19 protein-coding genes are annotated in these 18601 nt (G+C 69.0%); 10 read left to right on the top strand and 9 right to left on the bottom strand.

The genetic code is table 11. The annotated features are described in order from the left end of the window. Positions 1 to 24: 24 nt before the first annotated feature. On the bottom strand, positions 25 to 1290 hold the full coding sequence (locus tag DSD19_RS02390) for a methyl-accepting chemotaxis protein (RefSeq protein ID WP_243627634.1): 1266 nt from the start codon (positions 1288 to 1290) through the stop codon (positions 25 to 27). Positions 1291 to 1467: 177 nt separating this feature from the next. On the opposite strand from DSD19_RS02390, the gene DSD19_RS02385 reads away from it, so the two are divergent. Further along, positions 1468 to 1758: a hypothetical protein gene (locus tag DSD19_RS02385; RefSeq protein WP_133260344.1), complete on the top strand. Its 291-nt coding sequence runs from the start codon at positions 1468 to 1470 to the stop codon at positions 1756 to 1758. Positions 1759 to 1814: 56 nt separating this feature from the next. Here DSD19_RS02385 and DSD19_RS02380 read toward each other — a convergent pair whose 3' ends face one another. Then, positions 1815 to 2555: a YebC/PmpR family DNA-binding transcriptional regulator gene (locus DSD19_RS02380; RefSeq protein ID WP_075785103.1), complete on the bottom strand. Its 741-nt coding sequence runs from the start codon at positions 2553 to 2555 to the stop codon at positions 1815 to 1817. A gap of 136 nt (positions 2556 to 2691) precedes the next feature. On the opposite strand from DSD19_RS02380, the gene DSD19_RS02375 reads away from it, so the two are divergent. Further along, positions 2692 to 4473 carry an SLC13 family permease gene (locus tag DSD19_RS02375; RefSeq protein ID WP_113668403.1) on the top strand — a complete coding sequence of 594 codons (1782 nt, stop codon included), beginning with the start codon at positions 2692 to 2694 and terminating at the stop codon, positions 4471 to 4473. A 65-nt stretch (positions 4474 to 4538) separates the two neighbouring features. Next, on the top strand, positions 4539 to 5483 hold the full coding sequence (locus DSD19_RS02370) for an endonuclease/exonuclease/phosphatase family protein (RefSeq protein ID WP_113668402.1): 945 nt from the start codon (positions 4539 to 4541) through the stop codon (positions 5481 to 5483). A gap of 5 nt (positions 5484 to 5488) precedes the next feature. Here DSD19_RS02370 and DSD19_RS02365 read toward each other — a convergent pair whose 3' ends face one another. Next, complete coding sequence (locus tag DSD19_RS02365) at positions 5489 to 6688, bottom strand: alanine--glyoxylate aminotransferase family protein (RefSeq protein WP_113668401.1); 1200 nt, start codon at positions 6686 to 6688, stop codon at positions 5489 to 5491. Positions 6689 to 6807: 119 nt separating this feature from the next. Between DSD19_RS02365 and DSD19_RS02360 the strand changes: the two genes are divergently transcribed. The 4 genes from DSD19_RS02360 to DSD19_RS02345 are packed head-to-tail and all read left to right on the top strand — an operon-like array spanning position 6808 to position 10822. After that, complete coding sequence (locus DSD19_RS02360; RefSeq protein ID WP_113668400.1) at positions 6808 to 7488, top strand: tyrosine-protein phosphatase; 681 nt, start codon at positions 6808 to 6810, stop codon at positions 7486 to 7488. Between the two features lies 1 nt (position 7489). Continuing rightward, positions 7490 to 9232, top strand: a complete 1743-nt coding sequence (locus tag DSD19_RS02355; protein ID WP_113668399.1) for an ABC transporter ATP-binding protein — start codon at positions 7490 to 7492, stop codon at positions 9230 to 9232. Between the two features lie 38 nt (positions 9233 to 9270). Next, positions 9271 to 10029, top strand: coding sequence for a folate-binding protein YgfZ (locus DSD19_RS02350; protein ID WP_113668398.1), 759 nt, complete (start codon positions 9271 to 9273; stop codon positions 10027 to 10029). Continuing rightward, on the top strand, positions 10022 to 10822 hold the full coding sequence (locus DSD19_RS02345; protein WP_113668397.1) for a fructosamine kinase family protein: 801 nt from the start codon (positions 10022 to 10024) through the stop codon (positions 10820 to 10822). The genes DSD19_RS02350 and DSD19_RS02345 overlap by 8 nt, the downstream gene beginning before the upstream one ends. 12 nt (positions 10823 to 10834) lie before the next feature. Here DSD19_RS02345 and efp read toward each other — a convergent pair whose 3' ends face one another. Further along, the gene (gene efp / locus DSD19_RS02340; protein ID WP_075785095.1) at positions 10835 to 11398 is read right to left on the bottom strand and encodes an elongation factor P; all 564 of its coding nucleotides are present in this window, start codon (positions 11396 to 11398) and stop codon (positions 10835 to 10837) included. A gap of 215 nt (positions 11399 to 11613) precedes the next feature. On the opposite strand from efp, the gene DSD19_RS02335 reads away from it, so the two are divergent. Continuing rightward, on the top strand, positions 11614 to 11934 hold the full coding sequence (locus DSD19_RS02335; RefSeq protein ID WP_075785094.1) for a DUF6280 family protein: 321 nt from the start codon (positions 11614 to 11616) through the stop codon (positions 11932 to 11934). Positions 11935 to 12039: 105 nt separating this feature from the next. Here DSD19_RS02335 and DSD19_RS02330 read toward each other — a convergent pair whose 3' ends face one another. The 3 genes from DSD19_RS02330 to DSD19_RS02320 form a co-directional block, all read right to left on the bottom strand. Then, complete coding sequence (locus DSD19_RS02330) at positions 12040 to 12612, bottom strand: hypothetical protein (protein ID WP_113668396.1); 573 nt, start codon at positions 12610 to 12612, stop codon at positions 12040 to 12042. An 85-nt stretch (positions 12613 to 12697) separates the two neighbouring features. Beyond that, entirely contained in the window at positions 12698 to 14074 is a 1377-nt protein-coding gene (locus DSD19_RS02325) for a TolC family outer membrane protein (RefSeq protein WP_075785092.1), read from the bottom strand. A gap of 75 nt (positions 14075 to 14149) precedes the next feature. Further along, a complete protein-coding gene (locus tag DSD19_RS02320) occupies positions 14150 to 14803 on the bottom strand; it encodes a protein-L-isoaspartate O-methyltransferase (protein ID WP_113668395.1) in 654 nt (217 codons plus the stop codon). A 241-nt stretch (positions 14804 to 15044) separates the two neighbouring features. Between DSD19_RS02320 and DSD19_RS02315 the strand changes: the two genes are divergently transcribed. Continuing rightward, positions 15045 to 16361: a 3-deoxy-D-manno-octulosonic acid transferase gene (locus DSD19_RS02315; RefSeq protein ID WP_243627631.1), complete on the top strand. Its 1317-nt coding sequence runs from the start codon at positions 15045 to 15047 to the stop codon at positions 16359 to 16361. Then, positions 16354 to 17334 carry a threonine dehydratase gene (locus DSD19_RS02310; protein WP_113668393.1) on the top strand — a complete coding sequence of 327 codons (981 nt, stop codon included), beginning with the start codon at positions 16354 to 16356 and terminating at the stop codon, positions 17332 to 17334. Before DSD19_RS02315 ends, DSD19_RS02310 begins: the two co-directional genes overlap by 8 nt. A 15-nt stretch (positions 17335 to 17349) precedes the next feature. Here the strand turns inward: DSD19_RS02310 and DSD19_RS02305 are convergent, their stop codons facing one another. Then, positions 17350 to 17835, bottom strand: coding sequence for a hypothetical protein (locus DSD19_RS02305; RefSeq protein WP_113668392.1), 486 nt, complete (start codon positions 17833 to 17835; stop codon positions 17350 to 17352). A gap of 21 nt (positions 17836 to 17856) precedes the next feature. Beyond that, the gene (gene thpR / locus DSD19_RS02300) at positions 17857 to 18423 is read right to left on the bottom strand and encodes an RNA 2',3'-cyclic phosphodiesterase (protein WP_113668391.1); all 567 of its coding nucleotides are present in this window, start codon (positions 18421 to 18423) and stop codon (positions 17857 to 17859) included. Between the last annotated feature and the right edge of the window lie 178 nt (positions 18424 to 18601).

Genomic DNA, 18601 nt, shown 5'->3' with positions numbered 1-18601 from the left:
GCGCAGGACGTCGCTGGCATCGGGTCAGGTGCTTCTGACGGGGGGTGTGCGCCTTTCGGGAAGGGTCGCGGGCGCGGCCTCGGCCAGATCGGGGCGCAGGCGCTGAACCAGGGTGCCGCCGGTCTCGATGATCAGCTTCATGCGCTCCTCCATGCGGACCATGTCGGCGATGGCGCCCTTCAGCGCCTCGGTCTCGTCGCCAAGCCCCGCGAGCCCCTCGAACAATCGCTGGCTGGCCGCGATCTGCGCCTCGGCATTGGCGATGACCGCAGACAGGTCCGAGACCAGTCCGGCGGCCTGCGGCGCCTCGCCCGCCCGCGCCAGCGCCGCATCAAGATCGGCGACCGCGCCCTTGATTGCATCGAACCAGGCCTGCGACAGCAGCGGTTCGCGCTTGGCACTCAGCATCGCGTCGCGTTCCAGCCGCCGCACCCCCCCGACCAGCCGGTCGACCTGCCCGCGCAGCGCGCCTTGCACCGAGACGATGTCGTCATTGACCCGCACCACCCGGCGCAGCACCGCGTTCAGCTCGTCGATCAACCGGCTGATGCGGTCGAGAAAGAGGTTCAGATCATGGGCGAGCGCGCCGAATTCGTCCGCGGTGCGCACCTCTGCCCGTTCGCTGAGCGTCCCGAAGGCGCGCGCAAGCCCCGCCACCGTGCCGCGCAGGCGCAAAAGCGGTTCCATCCGCGCGCGAAGGATCAGAAACAGCAGGATCGAATGCAGCACGATCTTGCCCACCGCAAGCCCCGCGCTCAGCGTCACGTCATCAAGCCAGACGGCGAAGTCCCGTTCCAGATAGTCCCGCACCGTGACGCGGCCCAGCACCTGCCCCACCTCGGCCTCGGCATGGCAGGTCAGGCAGAAGGTCTCGGCGGCGATCTCGACCTCGGCCTCGCGGAACCGGCCGTCGGGCCAGTCGCCAAGAGGGATCCCCTCGGGGGTGAAGCCGAACAGCGCCTCGATCGAGCGGACCGTGACCGGCGAGGGCGAGATGGCGATCTTGTAGCCCAGATCGTCCCAGTTGCGTTCGAGGATCGGGTACATCGTGCGCGCCGCCACCGGCCCGCCCTCGTTGCGCATGATGGCGCGGATGTTCTCGGCCAGATCCTCGGCTACGGCCCGCGCCTGATCCTGCCCGCGCGTCTCGAACTTGTAATAGACAAGTGCCGCCTTCAGCGCGAATTCCAGAACCGTGACCGCCAGCAGGACCAGAAAGAAATCCTTGATCATGTGGATCAGGAACGACTTGTCGAAACGTCCGATCGCGTGGCTCGCCGGCTCGGCCATGGACCCCTCCTGCAGCGCCGGAGCGCCGGCGCGGGGTCAGTCTAGGGCCCAGCCCAAGCACACGCCAAGCGGGAAATGCGCCGCGTCGGCACATCGGGATCGCCGGAACGGATGCGGGACGCGGCCGCGCGGGCTATGATCGGCGGGCGGAGCATCCAGGCAAAGGGGGAAAGCGGGATGGAAGTCTGGACGATGTATCCATGGGTGATCCTGGGCGTGGCGATCAGCGTGGTGTTGCCGATTGTGCGCCATGCCCTGCCCGCGACCCCGTCCGGGGCGCTGGAGGCGGCGGCCCCGCCGGTCTGGGTACGGATCTGGCGCGAGGCCCGACCCTATCTGGCGCTGGGGCTTTTTTCCTGCATCGTCGGACTTCTGGTGCTGGCCGCGATGGGCGAACAGATCCTCGACTGGCGCGCCGCGCTGCTGGCAGGCTATGCCTCGGACTCGACGCTGCAGAAGCTGAAATGAAAACCGCGCGCGCCCGTCACCGGACCCGCGCGGCCTGAAACTGCGCCCCCAAGGGCTCAGAGCTGTTCCAGCACCTCGTCGCTGGCCGAGAAATTGGTGGTGACGTGCTGGACGTCGTCGTCATCCTCGAGCGCGTCGATCAGCTTCATCAGCTTCTGCATGCCCTCGAGATCCATCTCGGTGGTATTGCCGGGCTTCCAGATCAGCTTGGTGGACTGACTTTCGCCCAGCTCGGCTTCCATCTTGGTGGCGACCTCGTTGAGGTCGGTATCGGCGGTGTAGATCACATGCTCGTCGTCCGAGCTTTCCACATCCTGCGCACCCGCCTCGATGGCGGCCATCATCACCGTGTCGGCATCGCCCGCCGAGGCCGGATAGACGATCTCGCCCATCCGCTCGAACATGAAGGCAACGGACCCGGTCTCGCCGAGGTTGCCGCCATATTTGGTGAAGGTCGAGCGCACGTTCGACGCGGTCCGGTTGCGGTTGTCGGTCATCGCCTCGACGATCACCGCAACCCCGCCCGGGCCGTAGCCCTCGTAGCGGATTTCCTCGTAATTGTCGCCCTCGCCGCCGATCGCCTTCTTGATGGCGCGCTCGATATTGTCCTTGGGCATGGACTGCGCCTTGGCTTCCTTGATCGCCAGGCGCAGGCGCGGGTTCTTGTCAGGGTCCGGGTCGCCCATCTTGGCGGCAACGGTGATCTCCTTGCTGAACTTCGAGAACAGCTTGGAGCGCGCCGCATCCTGCCGCCCCTTGCGGTGCTGGATGTTCGCCCATTTGGAATGGCCTGCCATGGAACCCCACTTGGCTTTCTGAATTCGACGGGGCTCTCTATATGTCAGGCAGACGCGGACCTGCAAGCCTGCTCGGGACGTTGAGCCGGGCGAAACCCTCCGGCGCCCGGGCGCCGGACAGCCGGGAGACCCGTTCGTGACCCAGGACCAGTCGATACTGTTTGCGCTTTTTGCCACCGTCTTCGTCGCCCTGATCTGGGGCCGGTGGCGCTACGATCTGGTGGCCTTCGCGGCGCTGATGGCGGCCGTGCTGCTGGGCGTGGTGAAACCCGACCGCGCCTTCGAGGGGTTCGGCCATCCCGCGACGCTGGTGGTGGCGCTGGTCCTGGTGGTCTCGGCCGGGCTGGTGCGCTCGGGCGCGGTCTATCTGATCACCCGGACGCTGGTGAACAGCGCGCGCGGACTTGGCGCCCATATCGCGATCATGGGCGGCATCGGCGGACTGCTGTCGGCCTTCATGAACAACGTGGCCGCACTGGCGCTGCTGATGCCGGTCGACATCCAGACCGCGCGCAAGGCGGGCCGCGCGCCGGGGCTGAGCCTGATGCCGCTGTCCTTCGCCACCATCCTGGGCGGCATGGTCACGCTGATCGGCACACCGCCCAACATCATCATCGCGGCCTTTCGCCAGGACGCGACCGGGCAATCCTTCCGCATGTTCGACTTCGCCCCGGTGGGGGGCGTCGCGGCGCTGGCGGGGATTGCCTTCGTCGCGCTGGTCGGCTGGCGGCTGATCCCGAAAAGCGCGGGGCTTGACGCCTCGGCCGACCCGATGTCGGACTATTCCTCCTATATCGCCGAGCTGACGGTACCCGAAGGCTCGAAGCTGATCGGCCAGCGGCTGGCCGATCTCGACCCCGAGGCCGAGGCCAACGACGTGGCGCTTCTGGGACTGGTCCGGGGCGGCAAGCGGCTTTACGGGCTGCAGCGCGGCACCGCGCTGGCGGCAGGCGACTCGCTGGTGATCGAGGCCAGCCCCGAGGCGCTGGACGAGTTTCGCGCGGCACTCTCGCTCGATTTCGCCGAGGGCGCCAACGAGGAACGGCTGAAGGCCGAGGGCGCGGGGCTGACCGTGGTCGAGGTCGTGGTGCCCGAACAGGCGCGCATCGCCGGGCGGTCCGCCCAGCTGGTCGGGCTGGCCTGGCGGCGGCGCACGGTGCTGCTGGGGATCTCGCGGCAGGGCCGTCCGATCCGCCAGCAGATCCGCAAGACCAGGGTGAGGCCGGGCGACATCCTGCTGCTGCTGACGCCGCAGGACGTGGCGCAGGACGTGGTCGACTGGCTGGGCTGTCTGGCGCTGGCCGATCGCGGGCTGGCAGTGACCGATACCCGCAAGACCTGGGTCGCCATCGGGCTTTTCGCGGCGGCGGTGGCGGCGGCAAGCGTCGGGCTGGTCGATCTGACCATCGCCATAGGCCTGGTCGTCGTGGGCTATGTCCTGGCCCGGATCATCCCCATCACCGAGGTCTATTCCCATGTCGAATGGCCGGTGGTGGTGCTGCTCGGCTCGATGATCCCGCTTGGCGTGGCGCTGGAGGAAAGCGGCGGCACCCGGCTGATCGCGGAAATGCTGGTCGGGCTGACCGGCGACATGCCGCCCTGGGTGATCCTGACCGCGCTGATGGTGGCGACCATGTGCCTGTCGGATGTGCTGAACAACACCGCGACCGCCGTGGTCGCGGCCCCGGTCGGCATCCAGATGGCCCAGGCGCTGGGGGTCAGCCCCGATCCGTTCCTGATGGCGGTGGCGGTGGCGGCCTCCTGCGCCTTCCTCACCCCCATCGGCCACAAGAACAACACGCTGATCCTCGGGCCCGGAGGCTATCGCTTCGGCGATTACTGGCGGATGGGCCTGCCGCTCGAGATCATCGTGATCGCGGTCTCGGTGCCGATGATCCTGCTGGTCTGGCCGTTCTGAGCGGCGCCGGCTTGACGCCGGACCCGCACTCGGCCAGTCGGAAAGAGGGCGGCGGGAGACGGGCGGTGATCTGGAAACCTCAGACGGCCGGGGCGCTGGCGATGGCGGCAAGCCTGGCCCTTCTGGCCGGGGCGGGCGCGCGCTTCGTGCCGGGCGGCAGCGCGGCCGGGCCGCTGGCCCGCATCCTCGACTCGCTCGCCCCCTGGCTTCTGGGCGGCGCGCTGGGCCTGTCGCTCGGGGCGGCGGCCTTGGGCTTGCGCCGTCTCGGCCCGGGCCTGGCCCTCGCCGCGCTGGCTGCGCTGGCCGGGCTCGGGGCGCTGCACCTGCGCCAGAGCCTGCCCGCGCTGTCGGATCGCGCCCCCGATCTGCGCATCCTCTTCTTCAACGCCTATTCGGGCAATCGCACCCCCGCCGAAACCATCATCCGCGCGGTGATCGACACGAACCCCGATATCGTCCTCTTTGCCGAGGCCGAGGCGGTCGCGGCGGGTCTGCCGCTGTTGCAGAAGCACTACGGCTTCGTCTCGCCCTGCAGCCCCGGGGCCTGCCAGATCGTGCTGGCGGCGCGCACCCGTCCCAGGCGGTTCTGGGCGATGGCGCTGAACCCGGTCTGGCCCGGCCGCTATGCGGTGGCCGAGATCGAGACCGCCAGCGGCAAACGGGTGTTTCTGGCCGGGCTCCAGCTTCTGAAACCCTGGATGTCGGGCCTGGCCGAGACCGAGCTGGGCCGGCTGACCGCCCAGCTTGGCTGGCTGCCCGACCCGGCGGTCGCCATCGGCGATTTCAACGCCGCGCCCTGGAGCCGGACCCTGTCGCAGATCAGTGCCGAAACCGGCATGGCGACCGCGCGCCTGCCGGTCGCGACCTGGCCCGTGGGCGCCGGCCGGTTCGGAGTGCCCGTCGATCAGGTTCTGGTCGGCGGCGGCGCGCGGCTCGTCCGCCTCAGTCCCTTCGGCGCCGATCTCGGGTCCAACCATCGCGGGCTTATCGCCGAGATCGCCCTGCCCTGAGCCGCTCAGCGCCCCGCGATCACGCCTGCCGCCGCCTCGAGCGCACCCGCGCCATGGGCGACGCCCAGCGCCTTGAACCCGGCCTCCATCGTGCCGAGCGCACCAAGGATCATATGCGCGTTCACATGGCCCATATGGCCGATCCGGAAAAACCCGTGCCAGGCCGGATCGCCGGGCGCGGCCATGCCAAGACCGATGCCAAGGGTCACGCCCGCGGTCTCGCTCAGCCACTCGCGCAGCGCCGTGCCATGGGGCGGATCGATCCGGACCGAGGTCACGGCATGGCTGCGCAAGGCCCGGTCGGTCATGTTCAGCGCGATCGGCCCGCCCTGCCCCCAGGTCTCGATCGCGGCCCAGATCGCGCGGGCCAGTTGGGCATGGCGGTCCCAGGCAGCCTCGAGCCCCTCTTCATGCACCAGCATGTCGAGCGCGGCGCGCAGGCCGTACAGATGATGGGTCGGCGCGGTGCCCCCGAAATACTGATAGAATTCCTGCGGGTTGGCGCGCGGGGTCCAGTCCCAGTAGGGCGTGGCCAGATCGGCCCGCGCCCGTGCCTCTTCGGCCTTCGGCCCGAGGAAGACGAAGGCCAGGCCCGGCGGCACCATCAGCCCCTTCTGGCAGGCGGCAACCATCACATCGACGCCCCAGGCGTCCATCTCGAACCGGTCGCAGGCCAGCGAGGCGATGCAGTCGGCCATCAGAAGCGCCGGATGCCCGGCGGCATCGAGCGTCGCGCGCACCCCAGCGACGTCGTTCCGGACGCTGGTGGCGGTGTCCACATGGCTGACCAGAACGGCGCGGATCTCGTGCCCCGTGTCGGCCCGAAGCCGGTCTTCGACCCGGCCCAGATCGACCGTCGCGCGATTGCCGAAATCGAGGATCTCGACCTCGGCGCCCATCGCCCGCGCGGCCTCGGCCCAGCCATGGCCGAACCGCCCGGTCGCCAGCACCAGCACCCGGTCGCCCCGCGCCAGCACGTTCGCCAGCGACGCCTCCCAGCCGCCATGGCCGTTGGCGATGTAGATCGCGACCTTGTGCCGGGTCCGCGCCACCGCCTTGAGATCGCGCACGACGCTTTCGACAAGATCGACCAGCGGGCCGCCATAGATGTTGGGGGCGGGCTGGTGCATCGCCTGCAGCACCCGGTCGGGAATGACGGACGGGCCGGGAATGGCGAGGTAGGGGCGGCCGTATCTGAGGCTCATGGGGGACTCCGCACTTGACCCAAGTTCTGTTATGCCTCCCCCGGGAACCCGTCAATTGCTTGTCAGGGGCGGGGTTTCGGGCTATCTCGCGGCCTCGTGTTTCCGCGCCAAGGCCCCAGATGTTCGACCTTCTGAAAACCCGTTTCGAGGCGTTCGAACGCCGGATGACCCGGCGCCACGGCACCGACCTGACGGTGCCCGGCGCGCGGCGGGTGGCGCTTTTGCATTTCCACCTGATGGACCATGCCTTCCTGCGGATCCTCTGGACCAATCTCGAACAGATCGCGCCCGGCGTCTGGCGGTCGAACCACCCTTCGGCCGCTCGGCTCCGGCGCTATCGCGAGATGGGCATCCGCACGGTGATCTCGCTGCGCGGGCCGCGTCAGGACTCGCACCGCCTGCTGGAGGAAGAGGCCTGCGCCGCACTGGGGCTGCGGCTTGAAACCGTGACGCTGAAGGCCCGGCGGCTGGTCCCGCGCGAAAACCTGCTGGCGCTGCTGGATCTCTTTGACCGGGCCGAACGGCCGATGGTGATGCATTGCAAGTCGGGCTCGGACCGGGCGGGCTTTGCCTCGGCGCTGTATCTCATCCATGCCGAGGGCGCCCCCGTCGCCAGGGCGCGAACCATGCTGTCCTGGCGCTACCTGCATTCGCGCCGCTCGAAGGCCGGGGTTCTCGACGTGGTGCTCGACCGGTTCGAGGCGGATTGCGCCAAGACCCCGATGACGCTGCGCGACTGGATCGCCACCCGCTACGATCCCGCCGCCATCGAGTCCGCCTTCCGGGCGGAGCGGCGCTAGCATGGCGGGCGGCGCACAGATCTTCGGCTGGCTCTGGCGCGGCTATCTGCGCCGCCATTCGGCCACCATCGGCATCGCACTGGCACTGATGACGGTCGAGGGCGCCTCGCTCGGATTGCTCAGCTACAGCTTCAAGCCGATGTTCGACCGGATCTTCGTCGCCGGAGAGCGGGGCGCGATCCCGGTCGTCGCGGGCGCGGTGCTGGCGATCTTCCTGGCCCGCGCGCTCAGCGGCTTCGGCCAGCGGGTACTGATGGCCCGCGCCGGGCTGGCGATCACCGGCGATCTGCAAAAGGACATGGTCGATCACCTGCTGGACCTCGACGGGTCCTATTTTCAGCGAAACCCGCCGGGCGGGCTGATAGAACGGGTGCGCGGCGATACCACCGCCGCGGCCAATGTCTGGAACACGGTGCTGACGGCGGCGGGCCGGGATCTGGTCTCGCTGATTTCGCTGCTGGCGGTGGCTCTGTCCATCGACTGGGTCTGGACCGCCATCACCATGGCGGGCGTGCCGCTTCTGGTGGTGCCGCTGATGATGCTGCAACGCTGGATCCGGCGCACCGCCCGCAGCGCGCGCGAAGAGGCCGCGCGGATCGCCGGACGGCTGGACGAGATGTTCCATGGCATCGTCACGATCAAGCTCAACCGCATGGAACGCCGCGAGAAGGGCCGCTTCGGCGCCACCGTCTCGCGCTTCATCGACGTGCAGCTGCGCGCACAGGCCGGTCAGGCCGGGATGCCCGCGCTCGTCGATCTGGTGGGCGGTGTCGGCTTTGCCGCCGTTCTGGTCTTCGGCGGGCTGCAGATCATCGACGGCGGCAAGACCGTCGGCGATTTCATGGCCTTCTTCACCGCCATCGCGCTGGTCTTCGAGCCGCTCCGGCGGCTGGGCAATGTCTCGGGCGCCTGGCAGGCGGCGCTGGCCAGCCTGGAACGTATCCACGCGGTCTTTTCCGAACGCGCCACCATCCTGCCCCCCGCCCGGCCGAAATCCCTGCCCGCCCCGGCCGCGACCTGCGATGTCATTCTGGAGAACGTGCATCTGTCCTATGGCGAGGCGCCGGTGCTGCGCGGGCTGAGCCTGACCGCAAAGGCAGGCGAGACGACCGCGCTGGTCGGGCCTTCGGGCGCGGGCAAGTCGACCGTCTTCAACCTGCTGACCCGTCTGGTCGAGCCGCAATCGGGCCGTGTCACCGTGGGCGGGGTCGAGGTCGCCGATCTGGCGCTGACCGAGCTGCGCGATCTTTTCTCGGTCGTGACCCAGGACGCGCCGATGTTCGACGACAGCCTGCGCGACAATATCTGCCTTGGCCGCGACGTCCCCGAGGCGGCTCTGCGCGAGGTGATCGAGGCGGCCCATATCGACGAATTCCTGCCGGGCCTGCCCGCCGGGCTCGACAGCCCGGCCGGGCCGCGCGGTTCGAACCTGTCGGGCGGCCAGCGCCAGCGCGTGGCCATTGCCCGGGCGCTGCTGCGCGACGCGCCGATCCTGCTGATGGACGAGGCCACCTCGGCGCTGGACGCGCATTCCGAACGCGCGGTGCAGGAGGCGCTGAGCCATCTGGCCAAGGGCCGCACCACGCTGGTGATCGCCCACCGCCTGGCCACCGTTCGCGACGCGGCCCGGATCGTGGTCATGGAGGCCGGTCAGGTGCGCGAAGAGGGGCGTCACGAGGACTTGCTGGCGCAGGGCGGGCTTTATGCAGGGCTCTACCGCTTGCAATTCGCCGCCGAGTCCTGACACCTTCGGGCCGGAAACGGCATAGCGGGAGGCGGACCATGACGGGCGAGCAGGCGGCGGACAGGACGGTTCTGAAGGTCACCGGCGCGGATCGCGCGAAGTTCCTGCAGGGGCTTGTCACGAACGACGTCTCGGCGCTGGAGGGGCGGCTTGTCTATGCCGCGATGCTCAGCCCCCAGGGCAAGTATCTGGCGGATTTCCTGCTGACCGAGCGCGACGGGGCGATCCTGCTGGATGTCAGCACGTCGGTCGCCGAGGCGCTGGCGCGGCGCCTGACGATCTACAAGCTGCGCTCGGATGTGCAGATCGCGCCTTCGGGGCTGAACGTGCTGCGCGGGCTTGGCCCTGCCCCCGACGGCGCCCTGCCCGATCCGCGCCACGAGGCGCTGGGCTGGCGCGCCTATTCCGAAACGCCCGGCACGGCGCCCGTCATCGACTGGGACGCGATCCGGGTCGCGCAGTGCATCCCCGAGACCGGGATCGAGCTGATCCCCGACGACAGCTACATCCTCGAGGCCGGGTTCGAACGGCTGCATGGCGTCGATTTCCGCAAGGGCTGCTATGTGGGCCAGGAGGTCACCGCGCGGATGAAGCACAAGACAGAACTCCGTAAGGGCCTTGCCACCGTCGGCATCGAGGGCACGGCCCCGCCCGGCACGCCGATCGAGGCGAATGGCAAGGAGGCTGGCACACTTTATACCCGTGCGGGCGATCTGGCGATCGCGCATCTGCGCTTCGACCGGGTGGCGCCCCGGATGACGGCGGGAACGGCGACGGTGCTTTGGCCGGATGGCTGACCGCGCGGCGCTCGAGGCGCTGCTGGGCGCCCCCGTCGCCCGGATCGAGCCGATGCAGGGCGGCGATCTGTCCGAAGTGGTCCGGGTCGCCCTGAGCGACGGCCGCCAGGTTGTCGCCAAGACCGGCCTCCGGGTCGCGACCGAAGCCCGGATGCTGAGGGCCATTGCCGCGGCCGGAGCGCCCGCGCCGCAGGTGATCGCGGTGACCGAGGGTCTGCTGGTTCTGGAATACCTGGCCGAAAGCCGCGCCATGCCCGACGGCTGGGCGGCACTGGACGACGGGCTTGCCCGGCTGCATGCGACGGCGGGCGCGGCCTATGGCTGGCCCGAAGACTATGCCTTCGGCCCGGCCGCGATCCCCAACGGCGCCTCAGGCGACTGGCCGGGCTTCTGGGCCGAGCGGCGGCTTCTGGCCTGGCCCGAGGCACTGCCCGCCGACATCGCCCGCCGGGTCGAGGCGCTGGCCCTGCGGCTTGGCGATCTGATCCCAAGGCGGCCAGCGGCCTCGCTGCTGCATGGCGATCTGTGGTCTGGCAACGTGCTGTTCACCGCAGACGGCGCCGCGCTGATCGACCCCGCCTGCTATCATGGCGATGCCGAGGTCGATCTGGCGATGCTGGAACTCTTCGGAACGCCGGACCCGGCCTTCCGCGCGCGCTACGGCGCCCCTGCACCGGGCTGGCCCATGCGGCGGGCGGCCTATCAGCTTTGGCCCGCGCTGGTGCATCTGCGGCTGTTCGGCGGCGGCTATCGCAGTCTGGTCGACCGCTGCCTGACCGCGCTTGGCGCCTGAGCGCCTGGACCGTCAGGCCCGGGCGGAATATTCCATGGTTTCGGTGTTGACGATGATCTCTTCGCCCGGCCCCACGAAGGGCGGGACCATCACCCGCACCCCGTTTTCCAGCACTGCCGGCTTGAAGCTCTTCGCCGCGGTCTGGCCGTTCACCACCGGCTCTGTCTCGGCGATGCGGCAGGTGACCTTGGGCGGCAGCGTGGCGTTCAGCGCCTCGGCCTCGTAATATTCGACGACCACGGTCATGCCGTCCTGCAGGAACGGACGGCGGTCGCCCAGAAGATCGGCGGGCAGCTCGGTCTGTTCATAGCTGTCGGTATCCATCACCACCAGCATGCCCTCGGCCTCGTAGAGAAACTGCTGGTCCTTGCGCTCCAGCTCGACCCGGTCGACCTTGTCGGCGCTGCGGAAGCGTTCGTTCAGCTTGGTGCCGGTGCGCAGGTTGCGCAGCTCGACCTGGGCGAAGGCGCCGCCCTTGCCGGGCTTGACATGATCGACCTTCACCGCGGCCCACAGCCCGCCGTCATGGTCCAGAATGTAACCGGGACGGATTTCGTTGCCGTTGATCTTGGCCATGCGGGAACTCTTAAGAGAAGGTTGATCGCCATTCGGCGGCACCTATATCTTGTCGGTGTCGAGCTGGCAAGGCGACTAGATCCGGTCTCTTTTGCGCGCGAGCCATGCGCTGAGTGCATGGCCGGTCTGCCAAATGGAGAATACCGAATCGCAGCAAAAGCGTCATATTCGGCCGCACGCCCGAAATGCAAGAGCAAGAATAAAAGGACGACGAGATGGTCGATTTCGTTGATGGCACGGCGTTCAATCACGAACAGGGGCATCGTGCCCGGAAATTGTTCGCTGCTGTGGTGCTCGCCGCGTTGGACGACGCAATAGCGGACGACAAGAAATATGGCAACGGCCCCGAACAGATCGCGCGCTGGGCGCGGTCTCGCGACGGTCGCGAAGTCCTGTCCTGCGCCGGGATCGATCCTAATGAACGGGTCGTTCGCGGTCTCATGGAATTCGTGTCGCGCGGCGTGCGGACCTCTGTTGCCTTGTCGCGCGAAGAAAGCGAACGCCGTCACAGCCAGGAGCAGGCCGAAGCCGCCTGACCCTCCGATGCCGGTTTACACCGAAACGCGCGCCCAAAAGGGCGCGTTTTTCGTTTGCAGGGACCTGCACCCTGCCGTCTGCGATTTGCGGGGAAACGGGCCGGCCTAGTCGAGATCGCGTTCGGCCAAAGCGCGGGCGATTTCGCGGCGCACCATCTTGCGCAGATTGCGGCTGATGCCCTCGCCCAGCGCCCCGCGCAGTTCCTGCCGGACGACCTCGGCGACCAGTGCCCGGACCGCGGCCGCATCGGCCAGAGCCCCCTCGGATTGCCCCGCCACGCCCGGCACGGGGCCGGGCCGGGCCCATCCGGCATCAAGCCAGACATCGTCGGTCTCGGGATCTTCCCAATCGGCCTCGGCCCCCGCCATTGCCGCCTCAAGCTCGGCGATGCGGCGTTCCAGCGAAGCCGCCTCGCGCCGGTTGGCCTCGGCGAGATCGGCCACGGCAGCAGCGCGCTTGCGCGCGGCGCCCGGGTCGACATCGGGCGCCGTCTCGCAGGCCAGCGGCCCGCGCAGCAGGACCGGAACCGGGCGTGCCGATCCGGCGGTCTCGGGTTCGGCCCGCACGCGCAGATTGGGGGTCAGCACCAGACGCCCCAGACGGGGGCGCGACGGCTCCTGCGCCATTGCTGTCGGCCGAAGACCGGCGGGATCGACGATGCTGCGCGTTTCGGCCATGGAACGGCTCCGTACCGGAAAGACGGTTAACCTTACGGGGCGAAAGCCTAGACCCTTCGCCCCCCGGACACAACCGGCAGGCGCGTCAGTTGCGGCCGATGCTTTGCAGAACGCGGTCGAGCTTGCCGCCCTGAAGGCTCTTCGGCGGAGCCGAACTGACCGCGTTGTAATAGGCATTCGGATCGTAGGTCGGAATGCCAAGCCCCAGATGCTTGGCGGTCAGCAGGCCCATCGAGGACAGCACGCTGTAGACGGCCGTGTACTGGTCTGCCTCGGCCTGCACCCGTGCGGTGCGGGCGTCGAGCAGATCCTGTTCGGCGTCCAGCACGTCCAGCGTGGTGCGAGCCCCCAGCCGGGCCTCTTCCTTGGTCCCGTCGAAGGCCAGCTGCGCCGCCTCGATCCGCTGGTCGCTGGCGCCAAGCTGGGCCCGCGCCACGGCCAGACCCGACCAGGCATTGCCCACGTCGAGTTCGACCAGCCGCACGGTCTGCAGAAGTCCGGCGCGGTTCGCCTGCACATTGGCCACCGCCTGACGCTCGGCTGCATAAAGCCTGCCACCCGCATAGAGGGTCTGCGACAGCTGGATCTGACCGGTCACGCCTTCGTCGGAATTGTCGTCGCGCTGATAGCCGACCGAGGCGGTCACGCTGGGACCCTGGGCGGCCCTGGCACGCGCGAGGTTCAGCTCGGCCACGGTGACGTTGTGCTGGGCCTGGATGATGTCGGGATGGGTCTGCACGGCCACCGCACGTGCGGCCTCGGGCGAGGTGGGCACGCTGGGCAGGTTCGGGATGCCGCTGAGCGTGTCCGGATAATGGCCCACCGCCAGCTTGTAGGATTCGCGCGCCGTCGCCAGCGCGCCCTGGGCCGCGACCAGGTTCGACCGCGCCTCGGCCAGCGCCGATTGCGCCAGCGACACATCGGTGCGGGTGACTTCGCCGACCTCGAACCGGTCCTCGGTGGCGCGCAGCTCTTCCGAGATCAGCCGCGTATTGTTCTCGGCAAGGCTGACATTCTGCAGGGCCGCGAACACGTCCATATAGGCCTGAACCGCCGAGAGCAGAACGTCCTGCTCGATCCCGATCAGCGCCGAGCGCGTGGCCAGCACGGTTTCCTTGGTGGCATCGAGCGCCAGCCGGTTCTGCCCGCCGTCGAACACGGTCAGCGTCGCCGTCAGTTCGGCCGAGGCGCTGGTATTCTGCCCTCCGTTGGCCGCCGAGGCCGGGTCGGTATAGGCCCCCGACATCGCGAAGGCGATCACCGGACGCAGCAGCGCCAGCGACTGAGCCACATCCTCGTCCGCCGCGCGCAAGAGCGCCCGGTTCTGGTCAAGCAGATGCGAATTCTTGTAGGCCGCGATCAGGGCGTCGGTCAGGGTCTCGGCCTGGGCCGCCCCGGACGCCCAGAGCGACAGCGTGGCCGACAGAGCCGTGCCGGCGAAATATCGAAGGAAACTGCTCATATCCGTGCCTCGTTTGGCTTTTTGCCTTTGTCAGGCCGCCCTTCTTCGATGCGGCTCTTTTATGTCTCCCACGTGTCAGAACTGGAATTCCGTCGCGCGGGCAAACCCCGGCATCACCGGGGCGCTTGCATTGAACAGAAACCGCCAGCTCAGCGCGCCTTCGACCTTCCAGCCGATGCGCACGACGCCCAGGGCGCCTTCCATGAAGACCGCGACGACGCGGCCGCCCTCCTTCAGCTGATCGGCGATGGCCTGGGGAAGCGTCTCGATGGCCCCTTCGACCACGATCACGTCATAGGGGCCATGCTTGGGCGCGCCCTCGGTCAGCGGGCCGACCTCGATCGCGACATTGTCGACACCCAGCTCGGCCAGGGTCGTCTCGGCCTCGCGGGCCATGGTGCCGTCTTCCTCCAGCGCCACCACGGCATCGGCCATCCGCGCCATCACCGCCGCCGAATAGCCCAGCCCGGCGCCCAGATCGAGCACCAGATCGCCCGGCCCCAGATCGGCCGCCTCAAGCATCTTGGCGAAGGTGCGCGGGTCGAGCAGCACACGGTCATGGGCCAGAGGCAGGTTCTCGCCGATATAGGCGGCCTCGCTCAGGCGGGCGGGCACGAAGGCCTCGCGGGGCACGGCCAGCATCGCCTCGATGATCGGCAGACGGGTGACGTCCGCGGGGCGGACCTGAGTATCGACCATCGCTTCGCGGCGGGCAGCGTAATCGGCCATGCGGCTGAACTCTCCAGTTCGAAATCTTCCAGATCCGGTGATGCCACAGAAGTCTGCGCGCGGCAATGGCCTGACACCCCACGGTCGGGAAGGTATGGCAAGAGGGAAACAGGCCGCAGGGCGCTGTGCCTTGCCAGTCCGGCACCGGGCACGTAACCCTTTGCGCACCGATCCGAACCGCCCCGGTGGCTGTCCCAGTGGCTGCCATCCCAGGCGCCCAACTGACCTCACCGGAGGCCGCGTGCCGCCCCTCGTCCGCCCCGCCCCGTCCGTCGCCCTTCTGGGCTACCGGCTGGTTCTGACCCTCGCGGCCCCGGGGCTTGCCCTGCGGCTGCTGCGCGAGGGCGCCCGGGCGCGCGAGCGGCTCGGGCTGGCGGGACCGCGCGGGGCGCTGGAGCCGCGCGCGCCGACGGTCTGGCTGCATGGCGCCTCGAACGGCGAGCTGGCCTCGGCACGGCCGCTGATCGAGCGGCTGCTGGTGCGTCGGCCCGATCTGATGCTGGTGGTAACCTGCAACACCCTGACCGGGCGCGCGCTGGTCGCGGGCTGGAACCTGCCCCGGGTCGCGGTGCGGCTGGCGCCCTATGACTATGTTTGGACATTGCGGCGTTTCGCGGCGCGCTGGCAGCCGCGCGCGCTGATCCTGATCGAAAGCGAGCTTTGGCCGAACCGGCTGTGCGAGATGGCCCGGCAGGGCCGCCCGGTGCTGGTGGCGGGCGCGCGGCTTTCGGCGCGCAGCGCCGCGCGCTGGGGCCGGTTGCCGGGGCTTGCGCGGCGGCTGACCGGGGCGATCCGCTTTCTGTCGGCGCAGGATGCCGGGTCGCGCGACCGCTTCGCGGCACTTGGCCTGCCCGGCAACCGGATCGGCCCGGTGATCGACCTCAAGGCCTTCGCCCCCGCCCCGGCCCCCGATCCGGACGAGCTGGCCCGGCTTGCGCCGTGTCTGCCCCGCGACAGGACGGTGCTGGCGGCCTCGACCCATGAGGGCGAAGAGGCCCCCGTGCTGGCCGCCTTCGCCGCGCGGTACCGCGCCGATCCCGGCGCCCGCCTGATCCTGGCCCCGCGCCATCCGCGCCGCGCGCCCGAGATCGCCGCGTTGATCGCCCGGGCCGGGCTCGACCATGCCACACGCTCGAAAGGCGAAACCCCCGGCCCGGCCCGGCCGGTGCTGCTGGCCGACACGATGGGCGAGATGGCGCTTTGGGTCGCGCTGGCCGGGACCAGCTTCGTCGGCGGATCGCTGGTGCCGAAGGGCGGTCATACCCCCTTCGAGCCCGCGGCCGGGGGCTCGGCGATCCTGCACGGCCCCCATGTCGCGAATTTCGCCGACACCTATGCCAAGCTCGACCGCGCGGGCGCCGCGATCCCCGTCACCGGGGCCGAGGATCTGGCCGCCGCGCTGGCCGCGCTCGACGGCCCCGAACAGAGCCGCCGCGCCGCCCTTGCCCAACGCACGATCGCGGCGCTGAGGGCCGAGGCCCCCGGCCCCGACACGCTGGTCGATGCGCTCGACCGCCTGCTGACCGCCCCCGATGCAAAGGACCCCTGCCATGGCTGACCCGCTCTTTTCGCTCGACGATCTGGAAGAGGCCGCCCGGCTCGTCCATGCGCGGATGCCGCCCACGCCGCAGTACCCCTGGCCGCTGCTGGCCGAGGCGACAGGCGCCGAGGTCTGGGTCAAGCACGAGAACCACACCCCCACCGGCGCCTTCAAGCTGCGCGGCGCGCTCACCTTCATCGACTGGCTGGCCCGCACGCAACCCGACTGCCCCGGCATCGTCACCGCGACCCGCGGCAATCACGGTCAGGGTCAGGCGCTGGCCGCCCGCGCCGCCGGCATGACCGCGCGGATCTACGTGCCCGAGGGCAATTCGGTCGAGAAGAACGCCGCGATGCGGGCCTTCGGCGCAGATCTGCGGATCTTCGGCGCCGATTTCGACACTGCCCGCGAAGAAGCCTTCCGCGTCGCCGAAACCGAGGGGCTGGTCCCGGTGCCGCCCTTCCACCGCGAGCTGGTGCGCGGCGTCGCGACCTATGCGCTGGAGCTTTTCACCGCCCAGCCCGACCTGCACACCGTCTATGTGCCGATCGGCTGCGGGTCGGGCATCTGCGGCACCATCGCGGCGCGCGACGCGCTGGGGCTGTCGACCCGGATCGTCGGCGTGGTCTCGGAAAACGCCGATTGCGTGCTGCGTTCGATGGCCGCGAGCGATCTGGTCGAGACGCCCACCGCGCACACCTTCGCCGACGGGCTGGCGGTGCGGGTGCCGGTGGCCGAGGCCTTCGCGATCTATTCGGCGGGCGCCGAGCGCATCGTCTCGGTCTCGGACGAAGAGATTGCCGCGGCGATCCGGCTTTACTTCCGGGCGACCCATAACGTGGCCGAGGGCGCGGGTGCGGCCCCTCTGGCCGCGCTGATGCAGGAACGCGAGATGATGGCGGGGCGCCGGGTCGGCGTGATCCTTTGCGGCGGCAATATCGACAGCGCCTGGTTCGCCGAGGTGCTGGGGGGCGGCGTCCCCCAGCCCTGAGCCGTGGCCCGCGCGCTAGAGAAAACTCACCAGCTCGTGCTCGGTCTCGCAGGAGAGGCCGCAGGCGCCGGGCATGTAGATCGTCACGCTGCGTTCGTCGTGATATTCGGCGTCGGGGCGGAAGAAGCACTTGTCATGGGCGTCGAAGAACCCGCCCAGCAGCAGGCCCGCCTTGGGAAAGCAGAGCTGTTCCTGGCAAAGCTGGGCGGGGCCCAGCCGGCTTTCCAGCAGCCGCACGATGGCCTCGGGGTCGGTGTCGAAGATGTTCGTGCCCTGAAACCGCACCCCCGCCACCTTGCGTCCGGCGATGATGCAATTCAGCCCTCCGGGGCCGTATTCGCAAATCGGCACGGCAAGGCCACGATATTCCATCACCCGGCCGCGGCTGCCGCGATAGACATGCCCGGGCCTGCCAAGGCCCGGCTGCGCTTTCACGTCTTCGGGGGTCATCCCAAAGGACAATGACCCGAGCCCGTGCCCGGGGTGAACGGTCCAGAACATGTCTCCTCCCTTTTTACGGTATTATGGCCCAGGAAATGCAAGCTGCGAAGAGAATAACGCATATTGGGCCAATTCTGTGTGAACCGCCCCATTTCGCCCCAGCTCGGACCGATAAAGTCCGAAAGACTCGACAGGAAAGGGCCCGGCCCGAAAGTCCGAACCTGCAATCACGGCCCGTTCCAGCCGCCCCGGATCGCCCTGCCCAGGGCGCAGCGTGGCCAGCGTGACATGCGGGGAAAAACGCCGCCGTTCCGGCGACGCGCCCGCGCGCCGCGCGGCCGTTTCCAGCCGCGCCTGCAAATGGCAAAGCGCCGCGTTTTCGAGCAGACAGGCATGCAGATTTCTGGGCCGCGCCCCGCCGAAGAGCCCCAGCCCCGAAAGCGTAAGATCGAACCGATCGGCCCGGATCGCGGCAAAGGCCAGATGCACGTCCTCAAGCACCGGCTCGGGCAGCTCGCCCAGAAAAACAAGGGTGAGATGCAGGTTTTCCGGCGGCGCCGGGCGCCCCGAAGGCAGCCCGGCCTGAAGCCGCACGAGGCTTTCGCGGATCTCTGGCGGCAAGGCGATGGCGGCAAAGGCGCGGATCATGCGAAGGCTCCGGCAACGACCAGGTCGGCACTCGCGAAAGATGGCCGCCGACGCGCCGCGTTTCAACCCGTGCGTGTTTCTAATCTTGCTTGCGCCTATTACGATTTACCTTTCTGGGTCATGCGTTACAGGTCGAAACGGAATTTCTTCCCGATAACCGACGAAATCATGAACCCGT

Source organism: Rhodovulum sp. BSW8 (assembly GCF_003314725.1).
Classification (GTDB): Bacteria; Pseudomonadota; Alphaproteobacteria; order Rhodobacterales; family Rhodobacteraceae; genus Rhodovulum; species Rhodovulum visakhapatnamense.
The sequence above is the reverse complement of the archived record's forward strand: the minus strand, read 5'-3'. Positions and strand labels throughout refer to the sequence as shown.

Excerpts from the sequence above, each read along its gene's own strand:
- DSD19_RS02345 (WP_113668397.1), top strand. The coding sequence starts at position 10,022 with ATGGCTGACCGCGCGGCGCTCGAGGCGCTGCTGGGCGCCCCCGTCGCC.
- DSD19_RS02390 (WP_243627634.1), bottom strand. The coding sequence starts at position 1,290 with ATGGCCGAGCCGGCGAGCCACGCGATCGGACGTTTCGACAAGTCGTTC.
- DSD19_RS02355 (WP_113668399.1), top strand. The coding sequence starts at position 7,490 with ATGGCGGGCGGCGCACAGATCTTCGGCTGGCTCTGGCGCGGCTATCTG.
- DSD19_RS02380 (WP_075785103.1), bottom strand. The coding sequence starts at position 2,555 with ATGGCAGGCCATTCCAAATGGGCGAACATCCAGCACCGCAAGGGGCGG.
- DSD19_RS02365 (WP_113668401.1), bottom strand. The coding sequence starts at position 6,688 with ATGAGCCTCAGATACGGCCGCCCCTACCTCGCCATTCCCGGCCCGTCC.
- DSD19_RS02325 (WP_075785092.1), bottom strand. The coding sequence starts at position 14,074 with ATGAGCAGTTTCCTTCGATATTTCGCCGGCACGGCTCTGTCGGCCACG.
- DSD19_RS02360 (WP_113668400.1), top strand. The coding sequence starts at position 6,808 with ATGTTCGACCTTCTGAAAACCCGTTTCGAGGCGTTCGAACGCCGGATG.
- DSD19_RS02310 (WP_113668393.1), top strand. The coding sequence starts at position 16,354 with ATGGCTGACCCGCTCTTTTCGCTCGACGATCTGGAAGAGGCCGCCCGG.
- DSD19_RS02330 (WP_113668396.1), bottom strand. The coding sequence starts at position 12,612 with ATGGCCGAAACGCGCAGCATCGTCGATCCCGCCGGTCTTCGGCCGACA.
- DSD19_RS02385 (WP_133260344.1), top strand. The coding sequence starts at position 1,468 with ATGGAAGTCTGGACGATGTATCCATGGGTGATCCTGGGCGTGGCGATC.
- efp (WP_075785095.1), bottom strand. The coding sequence starts at position 11,398 with ATGGCCAAGATCAACGGCAACGAAATCCGTCCCGGTTACATTCTGGAC.
- DSD19_RS02350 (WP_113668398.1), top strand. The coding sequence starts at position 9,271 with ATGACGGGCGAGCAGGCGGCGGACAGGACGGTTCTGAAGGTCACCGGC.
- DSD19_RS02305 (WP_113668392.1), bottom strand. The coding sequence starts at position 17,835 with ATGTTCTGGACCGTTCACCCCGGGCACGGGCTCGGGTCATTGTCCTTT.
- thpR (WP_113668391.1), bottom strand. The coding sequence starts at position 18,423 with ATGATCCGCGCCTTTGCCGCCATCGCCTTGCCGCCAGAGATCCGCGAA.
- DSD19_RS02335 (WP_075785094.1), top strand. The coding sequence starts at position 11,614 with ATGGTCGATTTCGTTGATGGCACGGCGTTCAATCACGAACAGGGGCAT.
- DSD19_RS02320 (WP_113668395.1), bottom strand. The coding sequence starts at position 14,803 with ATGGCCGATTACGCTGCCCGCCGCGAAGCGATGGTCGATACTCAGGTC.